The organism is Algoriphagus sp. (genome assembly GCF_013373065.1).
Classification (GTDB): Bacteria; Bacteroidota; Bacteroidia; order Cytophagales; family Cyclobacteriaceae; genus Algoriphagus.
On sequence record NZ_JABXIN010000023.1, the window covers coordinates 35805 to 56811 of the forward strand.

18 protein-coding genes are annotated in these 21007 nt (G+C 40.8%); 12 read left to right on the forward strand and 6 right to left on the reverse strand.

Annotated features, from left to right (window positions below; genetic code table 11):
- The first annotated feature begins 78 nt into the window (after window positions 1–78).
- The 12 genes from HWE15_RS14315 to HWE15_RS14370 all read left to right on the forward strand — a co-directional run bounded on the left by HWE15_RS14315 (window position 79) and on the right by HWE15_RS14370 (window position 12511).
- Entirely contained in the window at window positions 79–1644 is a 1566-nt protein-coding gene (locus HWE15_RS14315; RefSeq protein WP_290508232.1) for a proton-conducting transporter membrane subunit, read from the forward strand.
- Window positions 1645–1661: 17 nt separating this feature from the next.
- Window positions 1662–4100: a YbcC family protein gene (locus HWE15_RS14320; protein WP_290508233.1), complete on the forward strand. Its 2439-nt coding sequence runs from the start codon at window positions 1662–1664 to the stop codon at window positions 4098–4100.
- 291 nt (window positions 4101–4391) lie between these two features.
- Window positions 4392–4826, forward strand: a complete 435-nt coding sequence (locus tag HWE15_RS14325) for a hypothetical protein (protein ID WP_290508234.1) — start codon at window positions 4392–4394, stop codon at window positions 4824–4826.
- Between the two features lie 54 nt (window positions 4827–4880).
- Window positions 4881–5240, forward strand: coding sequence for a DUF2200 domain-containing protein (locus HWE15_RS14330; RefSeq protein ID WP_290508235.1), 360 nt, complete (start codon window positions 4881–4883; stop codon window positions 5238–5240).
- 155 nt (window positions 5241–5395) lie between these two features.
- Window positions 5396–6367 (forward strand): hypothetical protein, encoded by a 972-nt coding sequence (locus HWE15_RS14335; protein WP_290508236.1) that lies wholly within the window; start codon window positions 5396–5398, stop codon window positions 6365–6367.
- 147 nt (window positions 6368–6514) lie between these two features.
- Window positions 6515–7333, forward strand: a complete 819-nt coding sequence (locus HWE15_RS14340) for a DUF6090 family protein (RefSeq protein ID WP_290508237.1) — start codon at window positions 6515–6517, stop codon at window positions 7331–7333.
- Window positions 7334–7425: 92 nt separating this feature from the next.
- On the forward strand, window positions 7426–8157 hold the full coding sequence (locus HWE15_RS14345; protein ID WP_290508238.1) for a hypothetical protein: 732 nt from the start codon (window positions 7426–7428) through the stop codon (window positions 8155–8157).
- Window positions 8158–8428: 271 nt separating this feature from the next.
- Entirely contained in the window at window positions 8429–9529 is a 1101-nt protein-coding gene (locus HWE15_RS14350) for a hypothetical protein (RefSeq protein ID WP_290508239.1), read from the forward strand.
- A gap of 10 nt (window positions 9530–9539) precedes the next feature.
- Complete coding sequence (locus HWE15_RS14355; RefSeq protein WP_290508240.1) at window positions 9540–10280, forward strand: porin family protein; 741 nt, start codon at window positions 9540–9542, stop codon at window positions 10278–10280.
- A 226-nt stretch (window positions 10281–10506) separates the two neighbouring features.
- On the forward strand, window positions 10507–11451 hold the full coding sequence (locus tag HWE15_RS14360; RefSeq protein WP_290508241.1) for an alpha/beta hydrolase: 945 nt from the start codon (window positions 10507–10509) through the stop codon (window positions 11449–11451).
- Window positions 11452–11758: 307 nt separating this feature from the next.
- Window positions 11759–12019, forward strand: coding sequence for a hypothetical protein (locus tag HWE15_RS14365; protein WP_290508242.1), 261 nt, complete (start codon window positions 11759–11761; stop codon window positions 12017–12019).
- Window positions 12020–12511, forward strand: coding sequence for a hypothetical protein (locus tag HWE15_RS14370; RefSeq protein ID WP_290508243.1), 492 nt, complete (start codon window positions 12020–12022; stop codon window positions 12509–12511). It abuts the gene before it with no gap.
- A gap of 69 nt (window positions 12512–12580) precedes the next feature.
- Here HWE15_RS14370 and HWE15_RS14375 read toward each other — a convergent pair whose 3' ends face one another.
- The 6 genes from HWE15_RS14375 to HWE15_RS14400 form a co-directional block, all read right to left on the reverse strand.
- Complete coding sequence (locus HWE15_RS14375) at window positions 12581–13990, reverse strand: O-antigen ligase domain-containing protein (RefSeq protein ID WP_290508244.1); 1410 nt, start codon at window positions 13988–13990, stop codon at window positions 12581–12583.
- The gene (locus HWE15_RS14380) at window positions 13981–14910 is read right to left on the reverse strand and encodes a glycosyltransferase family 2 protein (RefSeq protein WP_290508245.1); all 930 of its coding nucleotides are present in this window, start codon (window positions 14908–14910) and stop codon (window positions 13981–13983) included. Before HWE15_RS14380 ends, HWE15_RS14375 begins: the two co-directional genes overlap by 10 nt.
- Window positions 14903–16192, reverse strand: a complete 1290-nt coding sequence (locus HWE15_RS14385) for an oligosaccharide flippase family protein (RefSeq protein WP_290508246.1) — start codon at window positions 16190–16192, stop codon at window positions 14903–14905. The genes HWE15_RS14380 and HWE15_RS14385 overlap by 8 nt, the downstream gene beginning before the upstream one ends.
- 13 nt (window positions 16193–16205) lie before the next feature.
- On the reverse strand, window positions 16206–17273 hold the full coding sequence (locus tag HWE15_RS14390; RefSeq protein WP_290508247.1) for an exopolysaccharide biosynthesis protein: 1068 nt from the start codon (window positions 17271–17273) through the stop codon (window positions 16206–16208).
- A complete protein-coding gene (locus HWE15_RS14395) occupies window positions 17273–19855 on the reverse strand; it encodes an SLBB domain-containing protein (protein ID WP_290508248.1) in 2583 nt (860 codons plus the stop codon). The genes HWE15_RS14390 and HWE15_RS14395 overlap by 1 nt, the downstream gene beginning before the upstream one ends.
- 114 nt (window positions 19856–19969) lie before the next feature.
- Window positions 19970–20974 (reverse strand): radical SAM/SPASM domain-containing protein, encoded by a 1005-nt coding sequence (locus HWE15_RS14400; protein WP_290508249.1) that lies wholly within the window; start codon window positions 20972–20974, stop codon window positions 19970–19972.
- Between the last annotated feature and the right edge of the window lie 33 nt (window positions 20975–21007).

The window sequence follows — 21007 nt, forward strand, 5'->3', positions numbered from 1 at the left end:
TTTTGTTTATGCTTTACATTATAAATATAAATAAAAATATATGACATTCTCCTGGTAGTTTTGCACAAAACTCTGAGTATGAATCTCTTGATCTTGAGCGTTCTATTTATCTTCCCCGCCCTACTATTTTCTCTGACAAATTTCCGATCCTTTTCCCTTCGTGCGAGCTATGTACTTCTACAAATTGGTTTGTATGTAGCCATAGGTCTCGGTCTAGGGGCTATGGTTTGGACTTATCTCAATGAAACAGTCAGTGCAAACCTTCTCCTTTTTGGAGACTTTGGTCTAACCCTTCGTTTGGATGCGCTTAGCAGCCTAATGTATACCATGATAGCAATCATCGGTTTGGTGGTGGTTCGCTACAGTAGAAACTATTTAGACGGAGAAAAAAGACATAAACATTTCATTGCCCGATTAGCGATGACAATCGCTTTTGTGCAATTATTGGTTATCTCTGGCAACCTAGCCATCCTTTTCATCTCTTGGGTAGGTACCAGCATAGGATTACACCAACTATTACTTTTCTACCCTGATCGGAAAAAAGCCCGATTGGCGGCAAGCAAAAAGTTCCTAATTGCCCGCTTGGGTGATTTAACACTTTTGTCTGCATTTATCCTGATTTACTTACAATTTGGAACAGCCGATCTTTCAGCAATATTTGAGCAAGCCCAGAGTCTTTCCCGAAATAACCCTCCATCCAATTTGGAATTAGCAGGTATACTACTTGTAGCAAGCGCTTGCCTTAAATCAGTTCAGCTTCCCTTTCATGGCTGGCTTTTGGATGTGATGGAAACCCCTACTCCGGTATCAGCCTTATTGCATGCTGGATTACTAAACGCAGGACCATTCCTAATCCTGAGATTTTCTTTCCTAATTGAAATTAGCACCATAGCACCTCTTGTTTTGATCATAGTTGGAGGGCTCAGCGCACTCTTTGGAGCCATAGCCTCCACAACTCAACCTTCCATTAAAACCTCCTTGGCCTATTCAAGTATCGGCCATATGGGATTTTCCTTAATGGTCAGTGGTCTCGGTGTGTATTCGGCTTCGCTGCTTCACCTCGTGGCACACTCCTTTTACAAAGCACATTCCTTCCTTTCTTCAGGCAGTCTTATAGAAAAAGTACAAACGAGCGGAGCAGATAATTATAGAAGATCTCATCAATTTGGGAGAATAATCTTAGCTTTTATTACCTCCTCACTCCTCTATATTGGGGTGACAGATTTCTGGCAAACTAATTTTGAAATGGAATTTCAAATGCTAGTCATCTCAGGAATCATATTTTTAAGCATCCTTTCCCTCCATATAAATACGTTGGATTCGAATAATGGCGTTCGATCTATCACTTTCCTACTAGTCGGCTCACTAATCGTAGTGAATTGTTTCTACTTTTTCGAGCATGCATTTGCTGTATTTCTTGGAAACCAGATACCAGCAATCCGAACTCTGGATGAACCTGTTCAGATGATGGTCCTTGGACTAATGGTTTTATTCCTACTTACGGTCTTAAGTCAATCGGTTTTTCTACAGTTCAAAAATTCATTATTCCTGAAGCGAATGGAGATCCATTTCAGAAATGGTCTGTATATCAATCATCTTATGGACCGTTTCATGAATTCATTATCCCTAAAGACATCAAAATAATCACCTAATCGATCCCTATGTCTACCTATCAGCGAGTTCTAGAAAAAACAAACAAGCGCATTGCTCCCTCCTGGCCTCTGAAAAACTTTGTAGCGGTCAATCCCTATGCAGGTTTTACAGATACTGACTACAGGGAAACGGCTCAAATCATGAGTTCAAGAGCAGGAGTCAAGATGACCATGCCGCTTTCATTTTATCTGGATCAGCTAGAAAAGGGGGCTATTCATCGAGATGGCGTTAAAAAAGCGATCAATAAATCTGGAAAACAGGATTTTTCTGTTGACAGCTTTATTGGAAAAGCAAAAGCATTTCAAGAGAAGGTCTCTTCTGAAAATCAGGGATATAATTTCCTTGATATTGCAACAAGACTTGATCAAACAAACTGGAAGGAACTCATGGTAGATAGGGTTTCTTTTTGGGCAGCATCACACTTCGACAAATTTGTAGGCATTTGGGGAAATAAAGATTCAGAAAAAGGTCTCTATCGTGCTTGGATACAGGAAGCCCAAATTGACCGAAGCCCTGAAATCATGGGCTTGTCAGGATTTAGATCTTCCATCAAACACCTTCCTCAAAACCCGCTGGATTTTATTGATAACTTCCTATCTCAACTCAAACTGGACGAAGAGGAAAATGAGGCCTATCTTCATGCGCTACTACTAAACGTGCTTGGTTGGTCCTCCTATATCGCAGGGCTTGACTTCCATCATACACTTTATGATGGGAACAAATCGAATCTCACGGAGTTTCTCGCAGTTTTATTGACCTGGGAAAATTATTTTCTCAATCATTCCAAAAACAAAGAGAAAATCAAGGCCCTTTGGTACCAACAGTGGCATTCCGGCGAACCACTCCACGCCGAAAATGAAGTTCTCAAATTATCACTCATCTTCCAGGATGCACTTGATTTTGCTTCACAAAAGGAATTGAAATCCTCTTTTAAGGTGCAAAGTGCCTTCGAAACGCAGGATGAGGTCGATGCCCAAATGGTGTTTTGTATAGATGTCCGGTCCGAAGTTTTCAGAAGAAACCTAGAAATAGTAAACCCTAAAATTGAAACGGTTGGATTTGCCGGATTTTTCGGGTTCCCGGTTAAATATGTTCCATTAGGACATGATGAAGGCAAAAATCAGTGCCCCGTTTTGATTCCTTCAAGTGCCTTGGTGAAAGAATCTTGTCCGGATGAATCCCATGCCACTAAAAAACGAGTTTCGGATCATCAAATTGGAAAGACTTGGAAAAAGTTTAAATCTGGAGCTGTTACTTCCTTTGGTTTTGTGAGCCCTATAGGTTTATCCTTTTTGCCCAAAATTTTGCTTAACTCTTTCCACTTGTCAAGACCTTTAAAGGATCCCAAAAAGGACGGAATCGGAAAATGGCTCAAAGAAGGAAAAATGCTTGATCTATCTTCTATTGATATAGCGGATAAAGTTACTATGGCCGCTTCAGCTTTGACGGGAATGGGACTTAAAGACAAGCTTGCCCGATTTGTACTAATAACCGGGCATGGTTCCTCTTCTGTGAATAACCCCCATGCTTCGGGATTGGACTGTGGTGCTTGTGGAGGACACTCTGGAGAAGTGAATGCGTTGACCGCTCAATATATCTTCAATGATCCCGAAGTCAGGAATAGGTTGAAGGAAGAAGGCATTCATATTCCTAAAGAAACAATCTTTCTGGCTTGTCTTCACGACACTACCACCGATGATATCCACTTTATCAACGACACGAGGGTTCCCGAATCCCGCCAAAAGGAATTGGATCAGTTGAAGGAATCCATAGTGCTAGCCAGCAAACATACCCGATTCGAGCGAAAACTTCGTTTGCAAGTTGATGACAAATCGGATGATGAAATCGAAAAGCAGCTTAAAGCACGTGCACAGGATTGGGCGCAGGTCAGACCAGAATGGGGCTTAGCTGGTTGTCATTCATTTATTATCGCTCCACGAAATCGATCAAAAGGCGTAAAACTAAATGGCAAGTCTTTCCTTCATAACTACCAATGGCAAGAAGATTCTGAATTTAAAATCCTGGAATCCATCATGACAGCTCCCATGGTCGTTACGAGTTGGATTAACCTCCAATATTACGCCAGCACGACGGATAATCAGCACTTGGGTGCAGGGAACAAAACCTTACATAACATCACATCCGGTCTTGGGGTCTTGGAAGGTTCGAGTGGAGACTTACGCATTGGGCTTCCTATCCAATCGGTCCATAACGGTGAAAAATTTGAACACATTCCCATTCGCCTAAATGTAGTGATCGAAGCTCCGACGGCAGCCATCATTAAAATTTTAGAAAAGCATAATCATATCCGCCAGCTATTTGATCATGAATGGATTTTCTTGCATCGAATGAACGAGTTTGGAAAAATCACCCAGACTTATCAAAAAAACCTAGAGTGGAGTAACGAAGCAAAAGTCGAAATACCGATTGAAGCGGCCGTGCTGTAACCTTTTATTCTTGGCGCTGGACACTCGAAGTATGCATATAGCAGGAATTGCCCAATTATCCCTTCACACTTGCTCCCTTTTCTAAGTCCGCTCCTAAACTGGGTTTGACAACAACGAGTTGAATCATCAATAAACCCAAACAGGACCATAGATAAGTTTATTAAACTGGCTGAGAAGTTTAATTAGAATAATAAAAGCCCATCTTATTAATAGTATTCATTTATTATTGTTTTTCTTACAAGAAAGATAGGGTTATGAGTAATCCCATTTGATGTTGAAAAACCAAAATAAATGAGCAAGAAAAATAACCTGTTTACTGATAAAGAATCCATCAAAACCATTGATCGGCTTCGGGTTATTTATTTAGGAATAGCTGTTTTTTTCTTCTTTTTGACGGAAATAGGAAGGAATATTTACAGACCCTTTATTTATTCCAATCATATTGATGATTTTGGAATAGCGGATAGTATTGGAAATTTGGGAGGGGTAATTGTTCAGATTTTTTTCACATTGGCCGTCTTAAACTCTCCGGGGAAGAAAGCTTTTCATGTGATTGGGTTTATCGTGATTGGCTATATCCTTTATGAAATTGTCCAACCCTACCTGCCACGCGGTGTCTTTGATTGGAAAGATATTTATGGGACAGTACTAGGAGGATTACTCTCTTTGATATTATTGCTACTTATAAGGAAAACTATATCGAATCGGGTTCTTCATAAATTTTGACGAGAAACGTTTTTTAACTTTTGAAAAATCAGTTTAATCCTTCAACAACGAAGCATGAATGTAACTCCTGAACATAACGAGCGAATAGCAAAAATGAAATTTGGTTCAGTATATCCCCACTACCTCACGAAAATTGAGAAAAAGGGAAGGACCAAAGAAGAACTTCTTCAAGTAATTGAATGGCTGACTGGGTTTGACGAGGGAAAATTGAATGAGCTTATTCAAAAGCAGGCAACATTTGAAACATTTTTTCAAAAGGCAAACTTGAACCCAAATGCTGGATTAATTACGGGAATGATCTGTGGCTATCGAATTGAAGAAATTGATAACTCCCTGACCAGACAAGTCCGGTATTTGGATAAGCTGGTGGATGAATTAGCGAAAGGAAGAAAAATGGAAAAGATCTTAAGATAGGAGTAAGATTTTTGGTGTACGATATTTAATTAGACTTTTTTAATCAATTTTTGTATTTTCAAAGGAATTGATTTCGAACTACTTAAATGCGGCTTTTGGAGAACAGTCAGTTTTATTCTTTAGCTCATTAGATTTTTAACTTAACTCAAGCAAATATGAAATCCTTCAAATTAACTTTCCATCCATTTAGAGCCATTCTTTATTCGGCCTTATTTATTGCTTTTTTAGGAATCCAATCTTGTGGTTCCAGCACGCAAACAGAGACAAGTGCTCCTGAAGAAAAAGCACCTGCTCCTCCCGTAATGGAGATCGTTACTGAAACTATGGATTTTCAAATGCCGGATACTATCCCTGCTGGATGGTACACCTGGAGATACCATAACAATTCGAATCAAACTCATTTCATCCTGATAGATGATTATCCGGATGGAATTACCTTGGATTCCATTAAGGCACGAGTTCTCCCAGTTTTTGGAAATGGGATGACATTACTCAATGAGGGAAAAACCGATGAGGGATTTGCTGAATTTGCCAACCTCCCTTCTTGGTTTTCAGAAGTCGTATGGCGAGGAGGAGTAGGTTTAGTTTCTCCAGAAGTGACTACTGAATCTACTCTCAAATTGAATCCTGGAACCTATTTCGTGGAATGCTATGTGAAAATGAATACGGGCATGTTCCACACAAATATGGGAATGATTAAAAAATTGGTGGTTTCAAATGAAGTTTCTTCTTTAGCCGAACCCAAAGCGGATATAAGCATTCGCCTTTCTGGAGAATCCGGAATTTCAGTAGACCCTCCATCAATTCCAGGTAGTTATACCTTTAAAGTCGAATTTTTGGATCAGAAGATCCATGAGAATTTTGTCAGTCACGATCTTAATTTGGTGAGATTGCAGGATAATGCTAATCTGAAAGATTTAGAGGCATGGATGGATTGGAGGGATCCCAAAGGCTTAATCGAACCTGCTCCAGAGGGTGTAATATTTTTAGGAGGAGTCAATGATATGCCTGCTGGTGATATAGGCTATTTTACGGCTCAATTGGTACCCGGTCAATATGCATTCGTCTCAGAGGTGCCGAATGCCTCCGGAAAAAACCTACTTAAAGTCTTTGAAATCACGCAGTAACCCCCTTTAACATTAAAAAAAACATAGGGTAAAAAGTGAGTCGCTTTTAAAAAGAAAAATCCTGAATCATTCAGAAACTAGTTCTTTCATAAGTCCCTGATTTTCAATTTATTTTTTTAAATTAGATAGTACAGGGTTTGAATTTTTATGATTGAACTTCTTCGAAAAATTCGGCGGGATATGATTTCCCAAAACAAAATCGGCAAGTACTTAAAATATGCGGTCGGCGAAATCATTCTTGTTGTCATTGGGATTTTGATCGCTCTCTCCATCAACAATTGGAATACAAATCGAAGTACCCAGAAAGAAACTCTCAATTTTTTAAGCAACTTAATTGATGACCTGAACAATGACATTTCCTCCATTGATGCGAGTACTAATTTTAATAAAATAAGATTGAGAGGGATTTTTTACATACTAGAACACGCTGAATTAAATACCCAACGCTTTACAGAAATGGATTGGGTAGATGTTTCCAAAAATGACCCCCCCAGCCAACTTTGGAAAGGTTCTTTCCCGGATACAATAAACCGGGATTTTACTAATCTGTCATTTCTATTGTTAGGACGTGGATTTGGTGGAGTTTCCTTAAACAAATCGGTAATAAATGAACTCTATTCCACAGGTTCCTTCTCCCATATCAAAAACTCAAACCTGAAAACCAAAATTGGGAATTATTACAGCTATTTAGCCCAACGACTGGAAGGTTACGCAATCGAGGAACATGAAGAATGGGCCAACGAAACCACACGGTTTTTTCGAGACCAATATGGTATTTTTACACTTGATGTCTCTGATTTAGAGGATCCAATCGGCATAATAAAAGGAAAAAAAGACGCGGAGCATCACTTAAGATACCTAGCCTTAGAAGTGAATTACCATTGCGTTTGGGCACAACAGGCCAAAAAAATGGCTTTGGAATTAATTCAACTTATAAAAGAAGAACAAGATCTATTGAGGAAATAACGGTTTCCTTCAAAATAGCCCCTTCTGGGTAGGCCTCATATTTTAAATGATTTTCATAGAAAACCTCACTTTTAACCTTTTACCAAAAGAAAATGGAGAAATACAAAGACTTACATAAATGGATGATTATACCCATGGTATTTATGCAGTTTGGAATCTTCATGGATTATTGGGGAGATTTTTCGGAAAATGCCTGGTCAGTTCATGTTCATTATTGGACCGGAACGATTTGGTACCTCTATTTGATCATTCAACCCTACTATGCCACCCACGGACAATTAGGAAAGCATAAGACAAATGGTATCATCGGAATGTTTTTAGCCGGAGGCGTTTGTATCACTGCTTTTAGTATGATGTATCGAGATATCGCAACTACCCAACGGGCTACAGAAATGACTGATCTTTTTGGTCCCTTTGAACCTTGGTTTTTCTTTGGAGTAGCTGCAGTAGAAATTCCAATGATCATCGCTTTCGGATACGCAGTCATAAAAAGTATTCTCAATAGAAAAAGCCTTGAGGATCATGCTTGGTGGTTGATTTCTACCGTTTTTATCATCATGATGCCGGCCTTGGCACGTGGAATTCAAAATTTATATGTTGGGATGAACATTGAGGATTGGCCTGCTATTGATATAATGGCTCCTGTTTACTTCGCACAAGCTCTCATTATCGGCCTGACTTTATTGACTGCCTGGAAATACAAAAAACTAAAGCACCCCGGAACCTATTTGGCAGTAGGAATCAACATCTATACCTGTTTTTTAGAACCTTTGGGAAGGTCGGAAGCGGTTCAGGAATTCTTGGTAACAATTATAAAAGGTTAAAAAGAAGATTTTTGATCCCCATTTTGACTTTTAGAAGTATCTCGGAAATCATTAGACAGGCTTGTTCAAAGGGTTTAAACCCGTATATTTAAATTAGTATTAGTAACCCAGCGAGTCACTCTGTGAAAACTCAGAAGAATGAAGGGGCCGGTCAGAATATACTGGTAAATCAGTTTTGCGATTTCTCTCCTTGGATTCTTAATTCATGCATTTTGGCTCAATGGGATTCAAGTGTACTCGAAAATATCGAGTAAGGAAACCCATCCTGACTATGAAAGCCTTGCATTTGCATTCCGCCCATTGCCTCAGAGTTCCCCTCAAAATCCTATTCCTTTTTGCAATCGTTTTTGGACAGGCTTACGACAGTCTCGGTCAACAAGTCCAAGGGCCGCTAAGCGAAAAGGACTCCATCTTTTTCAGCCAGCCCTATCCCTACATTTTACCCATCATGGGTGAAAAAGCGCATGGTGCAAAGGTGAAACTCCCTTTTCCAATGGGAATTATGATCAACAACTTGGTCGGAACCCAAGCTCTCTCCCTCTCTGAAATGGCTTTGGGTTTTGGAAGATTTTCAAATCCCAACCCTCCTAACATGATTGATCTTAGCGAAGTGGTTGAATTTGAAGATATAAGCGCACAAACCAGCACACACAATCTTCGTTTGGATGCTTGGATATTACCCTTTCTGAATGTCTACGGCATTGTTGGTCAAACTAAAAAAGCAGATATCAATGTGAATCTAGTAAAACCCATTCCCTTGGATGTGACCACTCAAGTCAGCGGAACTTATGTGGGATATGGCTTAATGACTGCCGGAGCTATTGGGCGAATATTTGTATCGCTAGATATGAACCAATCCTACAATTACAACCCCCGACTGGATGATCCTGCCAAAATCACCATTTTCGGATTGCGAACTGGACCGGTATTTCGCTTCCCCAAAAAGCCGGAAATGAATGTCACCATTTGGGGTGGAGCCATGTACTCCTCATTTAATGGGGAGACAAGTGGAAATATTCCAACGCTGGAATTAGCTCCCAATGCCCCGGCAAAAATCGATGAACTGAAAGGGAATCTGGATACCTGGTATGAGGGTTTGAGCCCTGCAGATAGACTCAAATATGCGATCATCTATAATCGTCTGGGAGAAGGGTTGGACAATTTGGGCGAAAGCATAGAGGATAGCTATATCCAATATTCCTTCAACAAGAGCATCGATAATCCCTGGAACATGCTGATAGGAGCTCAGTGGCAAATAAATTACCGCTGGCAAATTCGAACCGAGGCCCAGATTCTTGGGGACCGAACTGCCGGTTTATTTTCTTTGAATTATCGCTTTGGGATAAAAGGGAAAAACTGGTTTTCTAAATAATTTTCAAATCATGAGACATCCCTTTTATAAAAGCCTCTACGTACTACTTTTTTTCTTTTTGGGCAGTATTCAGACGGCAAAGGGACAAGTCCTGATTTCCTTACTTTTCGGAGAAAAGCTCAATTCTCCCAACCTGGAATTCGGATTGGAAGGTGGCTTCAATCGCTCTAATCTCAGTGGAATCTCGGAGGCAAAAGGCTATGGTCATTTTCATTTGGGCTTTTATTTTGATATCCGGATGAAAAATGATTTATGGTTGAATACTGGTGTTCGAATTAAATCCCATACAGGTTCTCAGAACATCAATTTTTATTCACTAAATGATCCAGAACTAGATGCCATCTTTTCCAGAGGGACCATCAAAAGAAAGATTGGGTACTTCTATGTTCCCATCCACCTCAAATATCATTTTGGTTCTGAAAAACAGTTCTTTTTCCAAGCAGGAGGCCAAATCGGCTTACGGAATCGGGCTCAAGATTATTTCTTAAGCAGCTTTATAAATTCTGAGGATGCGAGTTTTGAACTGGATATCAGAGATCATATCAAAGGAATAGACGCAGGACTTTCAGGTGGAATTGGATATAAACTAAGAAAGGGCGGTGTGAACCTTGGAGTAACTTACTATCAGGGACTAATGAATATCATGAAAGCAACAACAGAAAGCCCTTACAATTACTCTTCGAAGAATTCAAACCTGTATCTTTTTGTAAGAATTCCTGTAGGAGCTGGGTATAAAGAATCAAACTTATAACTCACCTGCCTAGTCGCCCCAAACCCAATGCTCTTCCCGGTAAGCAATTTTTTGGACTAGGCGATCTTTTCTATTATCATGAATATAAAAATCCATGGTTAGCAAATTCAAATCATTGAAAATGGTTGAAACCATTTATTGGCTTCCCAATACCGCTTAGATTTGTAACACTAGGATAATTCCTAGGAAATCGATTTATTAGAATTGCTTTACACAAACCTATACCATGACCTTAACCCTTAAAAACCTAGCTAAAAGCTCCCTTGTAGCTTTATTAGTCCTATTCGCTAACATCACTTTAGCTCAGGACGGAACCATTTATCCCCTTGAAGCTCCCGAGGAGCCAAATGCCATTCTCCTCGGAACAGGCGGCGTAGATAATCAACCTGCCTCCGAATCTTGGTTTCGCCAATGGGGCGACCCCATGGCCCGTAATATCACCACGGCCACACTTACTCCTTTCTTACCTGAACCTGGAAAAGCCAATGGAGCGGCAGTGATCGTCGCACCTGGAGGAGGTTTCAGATGGCTATCGATGGGAAATGAAGGTTGGGAAGTGGCTCAGGCTCTTGCCGATCAGGGGATCGCGGCTTTCGTATTGAAGTATCGCCTTCACCCAACTCCGGAGTCACTAGAAGACTTCAGTGCCTGGATGAACCGTCCTCGCACTCCAGCCCCACCCAGTTCTTCAGATGCCTCTACCGAAGCCACGCCTCCAAGACCACCGCAACTAGACCTATCCAATCAGCTCGAAGATGCTGAAGCTGCCTATGCCATGATCCTTGATCGAGCAGAAGAATGGGGAGTGGATACGGACAGAATAGGCATGATTGGTTTTTCGGCCGGCGCGGGCCTCACTATGCACTCAACTCTAAACTCAGAAAGCATGAAGCTGGCCTTTATTGGACCGATCTATGGCGGAATGGGTCCAGTCGATGTTCCAGCTGATGCTCCTCCCATGTTTTGTGTGATTGCCTCCGATGACTTTCTCTTCAGAGGTCAATTTGGCGTCATCGATTCCTGGTACAAGGCAGGAATACCAGTAGAGTTTCACCTTTACCAAAATGGAGGACATGGTTTTGGGCTTGGTAATCCAAACCGAACCAGTAATCGGTGGTTTGATGCATTTATTCATTGGCTTGATGTAAATAAATTTTTAACAGCCAATTAGACTTGCCTTAAACGTAAAGAAGTTTTTGCTTTCCTTCCATTCCGTGACGTTCTAGAACAGGAAAGGGTGGGGATATTCCTTCGGTGATTTGAGTTAACAATATGATGAGTTGGAAAGGAATCAGCATGAAAGTAATTCGACCATAAAGCGACTCTAAATCCTCGCATTATTCCTTATTAAATACTAACTTAAAGGATATAAATACGAGGAAAATCAGGGCATGATTTCCTTAAAAAAACGTACATAAATACGGTAAAAATCGTTTTCTCAAAGGAGGAATCGGAACAATAATTAAAACTTCAAAATCATGAGCATTTTATCAGACAATGTAATTCCAGGTAATCAAGGAAAAGTATTTGAAACAAATGCTAAAGAAGCCAAAGACTTAGAACAAATCCAGAAGAAGTTATTGGCAATGGAAGGGATAAAGGAAGTCACCTTGAATCAAGAAGTTTTTCCAAAGGAATTTACTGTTCATACATCCCAGATGGTTCCTATTAAAGACATTGAGCAGGCTGTAATTTCAGAAGGCTTCCATGCGGTCACAAAAGGTGTAATTGACCTTTAAATGAAAGAAATCAAGGCCTATAGAACCCATTTTGCTCAAAGATTATTTATCCAATCTGGTTTGTACATAGGCCTTATTTTTTTCTTGATTTTAGAACTTCTTATCCTTTTTAAAAGGAATATTTCCACTGAGTTATTCATACTTCTTCAAATTGTCTTGATTATAAGTATTGTTACATTTTTTATGATTTGCTTTAACAAAGCAAAAATTTACATTCAAGCCATAAAATTCAATGAAGACCATCTGATTCTCTCCATTGCTAGGTTTGACGAAGAACTACCTCCCAAAAAAATCTCTTATGATTCCCTTGCAATAGACTTTGATAGAAACTTAGTGGAAAAATATCCTAAACACACATTAGAATTTAAACTAAAAAACCAAAAGGCAGTATTAGGGCATTTAGCTTCAATAAAGCAATATGAATTAGGCTTTTGGAATAAGGAAAACCTACAGAAGGTCTATGATCTGATTATCTCGAAAAGGAAAGGATAATAACCCTCCTCAAACACTGCTTTAAAATAATTCCTGTTTCCCCTGATTTTGCAGATAAAATAAAAGTGTCTAAACTTCAACTTGGACTATAATGCGATTGGAGATATGAGCACTATACTCCCGCACACTATAACCAAGCATCCACCAGGTCAACCAAGCTACATAGGTATACATTTCTGCATTTGCAGTGAAAAGGGGCAATAATAAACCTACTTTGGTTACAGCTCCGACGAAAGCGATTCGGGCTGTCATCGTATCATCTGTTTGATAAAAAACTCGCAAGCTGAGCACTACTCCTGTAGCTAAGGTTAGGATGAAGAGGAGCATTCCCAGCCAACCCAATTGAACTCCATAAATCAAAAACTGATTTTCTCCACCCACACGAAGCTCATCGGTCACACTTCCCACGTTCCCACTCATGGCTAGACCAATTCCAAAAGGATTGGCGATCATAGAATCTAAAGCAAGAAGCCATTCAACGACGTGACCGATACTGGAAGTGTTTTCAAAGGTAAGTGTATCTACTACGAAATAGTAAAAATCCTCCGAAGCAAAAAAGACCACATAAAGGCCAAAACCAAAAAGGGCTAAGAAGCCCAAACCAATCAGTTTGTATAGCCGAAAAACAAGGGCGATAAAGAAAATCATCACGAAAAAGGCTCCAAAAGCGGCTCGGGATGCAGAAAAAATCAAGCTACCCAAGGAACAGGCCATCACCAAAAGGTACAGCCAATTCGACTCTTTTTTACTCGTTAAAAACCAAATCAATCCCGCTGCAAAACCCATCAAGACTGAGCTAGCCATTTCCAAAGGATCCGAAAAAAAGCTAGCCAGTCGCTTTGTGACTGCCTGCGTCTCAAAGGTCCAGGTCAACCCGAAATTACCAGTCGGATCAATGTCATTGATCGCTTGGTTGTAAAGCGCATATCCCGTAAGCTGCTGCAAATGGGCATTTAGGATAAAGTTTTCAATTAAATTGACCAAAAAGGCTCCAATAGCCACCATGAAAATAATCTGAAATAAACGCTGGATTTCAATCCCATCAAACCGCGTATTCCTTCCCAGAAAATACACCAAACCGGGAATAAGCATGGTCTTGAAGTATAGAAGTTTATTCAAAAAAGAAGCTTCGCCCAAAGGCAGAAACAGATAGACAAAAGCCAATGCTAGAAATCCCAAAAACAACCAATCTGTTGAAAGTAGTCGGATAGGAAAGTCTGCTGGCTTTCGCTGATACGTAACAAAAACCAACACCGCCAAGATAACGACCAACTCCTTCAAAATCTGAAAAAGCGCTACTGCTTCCGATGAACCTGTCACCAAATACACGACACTGAGTGTAGTAATGTAAAAAGGTAAAAAGCCTGCAAGGAAGTAGATAAAATAGCTCCACTTTCCTTTGAACAGCATCTCTTGCAAAACCCAAAGAAACCCGGCCCCAATAGCTAATGCCATCAATATGAAAAATATCAAGGCCATGTGGGTGCTGGTTTTAGTTTGACTTTCAACCCATCTCGGATTCCTTTTACCACCGCTTTCAGCTTTTTGAATCTACCTCTCAGTAAAAAATAAACCATCCAAAGGGCAAACCTGCTCAAGTGATAAGCATATTGGACTAAGGAGACCATAGGATTAGAAGAAATGGAACGAAGGAGAAAGAATTGATTTCGAGCATGATAATAGAATACCTGAGGACTTAAAGTCCCCTCGTCGTGTTTTTTCTTGGAGCTCGCGCCTGCTTCATGATAAACTCGTGCCTCTGGAACCAATCCAATTTCAAATCCTTTTTCCCGAATTCGAAGGGACCACTCCACATCCTCGAAATAGACAAAATATTGCTCATTCATCAAGCCTGCCTGCTCTATTGCCGCCCTTTTCAACAACATGGCACAGCCCGTTGCCCAATCCAACGGCTCCCGGTTGGCAGTAAAATTTTGGAGATATTGACGATCTCCAACAGTAAGAGCCCGGCCTAATAGTTTTTGCCACTTGCCTCCGGCACTCCAGATTTTATCCTTTTCATGCAAAAAGCAAATCAAGGGTTCAAGAACTCCTAACTTTGGATTTTCTGAAAAGTGCAACATCATTTTACCCAAGAAATCAGCCTCCACTTCTGTATCATTGTTAAGTAACAAAATGTGACTAAACCCCATCTCCAAGGCTTTCCGAATTCCCACATTATTGCCTCCCGCAAATCCTAGATTTTTCCCAGTTTCGATCAAGTGAATCAAGGGAAACTCTTTTTTTAGCTGAATTCCTTCTGAATTTTCCGAGCCATTATCCACCACAAAAATCGAATAATCGGCATAGTCTATTAGTTGCAAAGATTGCAAGCAGGCTCGGGTAAAAGCAATCCCATTCCAATTGACCAAAATAATGGCGACAGAAGAGTTAGGCATAGAACCCATGAACCAATTCCCTTTTATGCCTGAATAATAGCACCAAACAAATCAAGAACACGATCACTTCGGTAGAAATGATCCCGATACAAAGGCCTATTCCGCCCATAAGGCTTGTCAATATGGTAGAGATGATAAGCATATAAACACACATCATCCAACTCGCTTTGAAAAGCAGGTCTTTCAAATCAGCCACCAATAGCAAGGTGATATTTCCCACATTTAAACATGCCAAGAAAGGAACCGCTGCTAATATTTTCAGATAAAGTATAGATTCCTCCAAATTTGACTTAGAAAGGACTTGAATGATCCAAGGAGCAGTAAAATGCGCGCCTGCAGCAATTACTGCCCCTGCCAAAAGAACCCGTAAATAAACCTTCTTCAAAAAGCGGAAAAATCGACTTGGGTCATCCTTGTGGAGTTTGGAAGCATTCGGGAAAATAGCCTGGATAATTAAAGCCGGAAAAAGTCGCAAAACCATGACAACCCGCTCTGCTAAACTATACATCCCGAGTGTTTCAGCAACCGAGAAAAAACTCAAAATTATCAAGCCACCATTAATGGAAATGTGGCTGGCCAAGTTGGAAAAGAAAAGAAGAAGGTTGTCTTTCCAACTTTTCCAAATAGCCGAAAATTCGGGTCTGTAAAATCGGATTCCCAAAAAGGAATGGATGTAAACCAAGAGGAGCAAATTAATGGAAAGGCCAAAAAAGCCCATCATAAAATTGACCCATCTACTCTGTTCAGGCGAATGAATGAAGAGTACAATGCCCATCAAAAAAAGTAGCTTGGAGAAAATGTTGGCAATGGAAACCAACTTCATTTTTTCCATTCCCTGAAAAAACCAAAGCGGTAAAGTTGCCTCTGAAAAGAGCAATAGGGAGGAAAAAACCAAGATCAAGCGATACTCGGGAAATAAATTAAATCCAAAAGCCCCCACTAAAATCAGCATCGTAGCAATTGCTGCAAGAATTGATTTTGCTGAGAAAACATTGGAAACCAAATGGGAAAGGGCTGTTTTATCTTGTTGGTTGATAGCTACTTCCCGTGGAGCACTCAAGTTATATCCAAAACCCACCAAAATATTCAGGAGCATAATTACTGACAGGGATAGATTCACCAATCCAAACTGATCCACCCCAATGCTTTGAATCAATAGGGGCATGGAAATAATGGAAATCAGCACATTGGAAGACTGAATCACCGCCAAGAATAAAAAGTTCTGAATAGACTTATTGCGGATAAAATTACTAAGTGGAAGAAGTGCTAATTTTTCAAACATGGCAGCCTAGAGTTTAGCTTTCCTGCACATGTTTTTGATACAAGCGACGGAAATAAAGATAAAACAATGTCAACAAGCCTAAAATAATTGCCCCCAAAACCATGCCCTTAACCAACCGGATTTCACTCCGTTTTAAAGGAAGGCGAGGCGAATCAATGACCTGAATCAAGGGTGAGTTATTTCGGTGATTGACCTTGGCGATTTCCAAGTTTTTGACAATCTCCTGATAAACCGCAGCCGTTGCTTGTACATCTATTTGTCTCTTCCTGCTTTCTACCTGAGCTGAATTAAGCAAAGGGTTTACATTGGGAACACGATCGGTGGCAGAGGCATATTCAGCAATGCTTTCATCCAAAATCGCCCGGACCGAATCCGCTTGTGTTTGAAGAATTTGAAGGTTTTCCCCAGTCTTTTTGGTCTTTGTTTCAAAGTAAAAAGTATTCACTTTTTCCACCAGGGTCTCATTAAAAACTTTGGCATACAACTCATCCTTGGAAGAAATACTGACCTGTATGATACTTAGCTTGCGATCGGGTTTTGCCACAGCAAGCTGATTTTCCCGAATCAATTTAGAAACTTGCTGAATCACTGAATCCTGCGCAACTGTAAATTGATCCCGAGGAATCGAAAAATCCATAGCAGGAATGTCCACTTTGGAAGCCCACTTTTTATCCAACTCCTCAAATTCTACAAAACGATCAATCAAAAGCTGATTTTCAGAAAAAGGACTCAACAAAGTCTCTCCCAGCATCCGGTCAGACCGGTACAATTCCATGATATTGTCACCTTGAAACAATCCACTGGTACTTCCCAAGGAACCTAAATTGACACCAACCAAAGAGGCTAATCCCGACATTTGGCTCAAACTTGCTCCATCACTTTCCTCCAATACAAAGGAGGTTTCTGCATGAAAAACAGGCTTTTTGAAAATGGAAACCAAGGCGCCTACTACCAAACCGATGACTCCCGCCAAAACCAAGGTCTTCCACTTGGAAATCAAAAAAAGCTGCCATTCCCGCACATTTTGAATGACTTCCTTTAGGGTAAACTGATTATCTGAAAAATGCTTGCTTGAACTCATCACCAGTTGATTTGTGAAATAACCAATGCCAAGGTTGCCAATCCGGTAGTAATTCCGACTACATCCCCCAAACGAAGAGGAAGTTTCGGCCCTTTGGTAGGAACAATTACCTCAGCCCCTGGCTCAACGTTTGGATAATTCCGGATTCCCAAAAAGCCTTTGGTTCGCTTCACCGCTCCATTAGCATAGACCACATAGGTCTGCTTTCGATTGGCCCGTCTTTCAAAGCCTCCAGCTCCATTGATGTAATGCTTCAGGCTTCGGCCGCTTTCAAATCGAAGGGTAGTCGGATAAACTACATCACCACGCATCCGAACGGTCTGTAGCAACTTGGGAACAGAAAGAATATCTCCCTCCTCCAAAATCAAATCATCTTCAGACCCTGGATTTTTCAATATAGCTTCCAAATCAATCGCCACAGCTTCCGTCTCTTTTATCTTGACTGCAAAGCCAGGCGTTTCAGAAGCAATTTGATCCAAAGATTCCTTTTTCGTTTTTGCAATCAGGGTATCAACAGGATTTTCTTCTACGGACAAGTCGGAGAATAAACGTCGCAACAATTCCTCCTGAGCCTCAGAATTGTTAGGGTCCTCAAGAAGTCGCAAACGCAGAGACTCTAAATTGCGCCGTCTTCGAATCTGTTCGGATTCTGTATTGAAAAATTCTGTTCTTCTGATTAAAGTAGCTCCTTTAGCATAGGCAAATTGGTTGAGGCCTCCTGCTCGTTTTACCAAACCCGAAATACGTTCATCCGCACTTTGAATAGCGAAGATTCCCGGAGAAAAGACCTGACCTTCTACCGCCACAAGTTTTTGCATGGTAAAGGCAGCTTTCTTTCGCACAATGACCTGATCAAATGGCTGTAGGGTTTGTGGAGTACCAACAGGAGATAAATCTGGATTTACCTTTATCGGAATAATATCGGAAAGTGTCCCCAAATCGGAATCCTCCAATCTTCGGGCTATTTCAATATCATTGGGATTGGCAGATTCCTCGAGCCCTCCAGCTAGAATCAACAATTCTTCAACCGTCATGGACTCGGAATAAGGATAAACCCCAGGCTTCATCACTTCACCCAAAACCTGCACATATTGCTCTGTTTGAATATCATAAATGCTGGAAATCCGAACGACATCCTCTCTTTGCAAAACAATATCCGGAGCCGTTCCATTAAGAATTTCACCCAAATTGACTTGAATCATTTCGGTACTCAAGTCACTTTTCGTCCGTAATATGCTGGCCTGCTCCAAGTAAGCATCTCCTCGCAATCCTTCTGCATTTTTTACCAGTTGGGAAAGGGTAAGCCCCTCTGATAAGGCAAATGTTCCAGCTCGGTAAACCGCCCCTTTGATTTGTACCCGATTGCTGTAACGATCCAATATTTTTCCTACGCTAACCTGATCTCCTCCCTGCAGAAGGAACATACCAAATTGATTTTGGTACACATCGGAAACTGCCCGCTGATTTTCACTAATTCGAGAAATATTTACCCTGTTTCGGAAAGCTTCATCAGTAAATCCTCCGGCATAGCGAAGTAGGTCACCCATCGTTTCCCCTTCCTTCATTTCAAAAATCATCGGACGCTTTACCTCTCCAGAAATTGCCACACGGGAAAGGTAAGGCGTTACTAAAATTACATCTTGATCCTGAAGCTGCAGGTCCAAACTAGCGGTACCATCAATCAAGAGGTCATAGACATCTACTTCAGCCAGTTGGCGATTATTTCTCACCACTTTTATTTTCCGCATGGTTCCATTTTCATTAGGACCACCTGCTGCATAAAGGGCATTAAATACGGTTGAAAAAGCACTCAGGGTAAACGTTCCGGGTAAGCGAACTTCACCCAAAATATGGACTTTAATGGTTCGAATATTTCCCAAGGTCACTTGCAAAAAAGTCGTAGGGTTTGATCCTAGCAATCCTGAATAATACCTGCCTACTCGATTCTTAATGATGGCTGTTGCCTCTTCGATGGTTTTTCCGGAAACGGCCACCGGACCAATATTATCCAAAATAACGAAACCGTCCGGATTAACCGTAGCTTCATAATACTGCTCCGATTCACCATAGATATCTACATAAACCATATCTCCTGAACCCAAAACATAATTTTTGGGTGTGGCTTGGTTGAGGCTTGGCTCAAAGCTCAAGCGCCTGTTTTTTTGATAAAAAAGGCCGCTTCCAAAAATATTGGACTGATCATCCGAATCAATCACTTCCTGGGGTCGGTAAATTCCTTGGGTAATGTCGTTAATATCCACTTGCATGCGAGGGTTCCTTCGAGATGCATTTGAGGAACGACTACTCGACCCCGTCATATCTAATTCTTCCAATCTCCGCCGCAATTTCTCTACTTCTATGGAAGACATTCCTCGTGCCTCGGCCATTTGCAAAAACTCAAAAGTAGAAAGTCCTGCTTCATTGGCCCTTCGAATCAATTCTTGAATCTGCTGATCCGAAAGCTCATCGACTTGGATGGTGCGAATGTCCAGATTTTCCTGTGCTGAAAGAGGTGTATGTGTCCCAAAAAACAAAAGGGCAACAAGCAGGAAAAAATAAGGAATGCGTAAAGTTATTTTCATGTGAAAATTCCGACCTGGGTGAAATTCAAGCAAATATGCGACTTAAAAATCCATGAATTTCCTCTTTAAACCAAAAATAGTTCCAAAAAGCTGTTGATTCATGGCTTCCTTGCCTTACTCCGTACAGTTTTTACAAATTTCAATTTGGCTTCGATCCAGAAGCAACTGGCTTCGAAAAACCTGATAGGAGTCTGATTTCCAAATTTGTTCAAGGGATTCTGATGCGAATGTCCCCATCACATGCCGGGCATCTTTGTCAAAGCAACATGGCACCACTTTTCCATCCCAAGTGACCACTGCCCCCTGCCACATCCGCCAGCATTTGTTTTCAATCTTCTTCTTCAATTTCCATTTTCCATTTCCATCCGGGACATATCTCGAATAACCCAAGTCAGAAGGAATCAACTCTGATCCATTTTCAAAATCGTAGATTTGGGTGGTTTTCAACTGCAATTCATCCACACACATTTTTTTTGCCCAGTCTTTTAATGCAGGAATTTGATGTTCATTTTGCCCAGTCACTAAAAACTGTAGAACCACTCTAGGAAAATTCTGACCGGACTCTCTTCTTCTCTTAAGCAACAGTTTCAATCCTTCCTCCACTTTGGAAAGCTTACCACCTACACGGTATTGTTCATAAACTTCTTGGGTAATTCCATCCATGGAAACGATCAGCTGGCGAAGACCACTTTTAAGGAGGCTAGCAACTCGTTTTTCATCTAAATAATGAGCATTGGTGGAAGTGGATGTGAAAATTCCCTGGGAATTTGCGAAAGAAACCAATTCCAAAAATTGAGGATTGAGAAAGGGTTCGCCTTGAAAGTATAAATGAAGCCAAGTTAACCGGTCCTTTACCTGATGAATAACCGATTGGAAAAGTTCGGGTTGGAGCATTCCGATGGGACGCGTAAATGATCGAAGACCTGAGGGACACTCGGGACATCGTAAATTGCAACTTGTGGTTGGCTCAATACTAAGCGTGGTTGGCTTCCCCCACATGATGGGCTTTTTTAAAATACGGCTTAGTTGAAAAGAGGAGGCCAAGAGGAAAATATTCCAAAGCTTGGCCCAAGTGAGAAGTCGAAAAAAGGCAGCTGCAGTTAAAATTTGGTTTTTCACAGTAGAAAATAAATCATTCTCATACGAAGACCC

Excerpts from the sequence above, each read along its gene's own strand:
- HWE15_RS14390 (WP_290508247.1), bottom strand. The coding sequence starts at position 17,273 with ATGAGTTCAAGCAAGCATTTTTCAGATAATCAGTTTACCCTAAAGGAA.
- HWE15_RS14350 (WP_290508239.1), top strand. The coding sequence starts at position 8,429 with ATGAAAGCCTTGCATTTGCATTCCGCCCATTGCCTCAGAGTTCCCCTC.
- HWE15_RS14345 (WP_290508238.1), top strand. The coding sequence starts at position 7,426 with ATGGAGAAATACAAAGACTTACATAAATGGATGATTATACCCATGGTA.
- HWE15_RS14335 (WP_290508236.1), top strand. The coding sequence starts at position 5,396 with ATGAAATCCTTCAAATTAACTTTCCATCCATTTAGAGCCATTCTTTAT.
- HWE15_RS14380 (WP_290508245.1), bottom strand. The coding sequence starts at position 14,910 with ATGCCTAACTCTTCTGTCGCCATTATTTTGGTCAATTGGAATGGGATT.
- HWE15_RS14370 (WP_290508243.1), top strand. The coding sequence starts at position 12,020 with ATGAAAGAAATCAAGGCCTATAGAACCCATTTTGCTCAAAGATTATTT.
- HWE15_RS14395 (WP_290508248.1), bottom strand. The coding sequence starts at position 19,855 with ATGAAAATAACTTTACGCATTCCTTATTTTTTCCTGCTTGTTGCCCTT.
- HWE15_RS14385 (WP_290508246.1), bottom strand. The coding sequence starts at position 16,192 with ATGTTTGAAAAATTAGCACTTCTTCCACTTAGTAATTTTATCCGCAAT.
- HWE15_RS14320 (WP_290508233.1), top strand. The coding sequence starts at position 1,662 with ATGTCTACCTATCAGCGAGTTCTAGAAAAAACAAACAAGCGCATTGCT.
- HWE15_RS14340 (WP_290508237.1), top strand. The coding sequence starts at position 6,515 with ATGATTGAACTTCTTCGAAAAATTCGGCGGGATATGATTTCCCAAAAC.
- HWE15_RS14315 (WP_290508232.1), top strand. The coding sequence starts at position 79 with ATGAATCTCTTGATCTTGAGCGTTCTATTTATCTTCCCCGCCCTACTA.
- HWE15_RS14360 (WP_290508241.1), top strand. The coding sequence starts at position 10,507 with ATGACCTTAACCCTTAAAAACCTAGCTAAAAGCTCCCTTGTAGCTTTA.
- HWE15_RS14325 (WP_290508234.1), top strand. The coding sequence starts at position 4,392 with ATGAGCAAGAAAAATAACCTGTTTACTGATAAAGAATCCATCAAAACC.
- HWE15_RS14375 (WP_290508244.1), bottom strand. The coding sequence starts at position 13,990 with ATGGCCTTGATATTTTTCATATTGATGGCATTAGCTATTGGGGCCGGG.
- HWE15_RS14355 (WP_290508240.1), top strand. The coding sequence starts at position 9,540 with ATGAGACATCCCTTTTATAAAAGCCTCTACGTACTACTTTTTTTCTTT.
- HWE15_RS14365 (WP_290508242.1), top strand. The coding sequence starts at position 11,759 with ATGAGCATTTTATCAGACAATGTAATTCCAGGTAATCAAGGAAAAGTA.
- HWE15_RS14330 (WP_290508235.1), top strand. The coding sequence starts at position 4,881 with ATGAATGTAACTCCTGAACATAACGAGCGAATAGCAAAAATGAAATTT.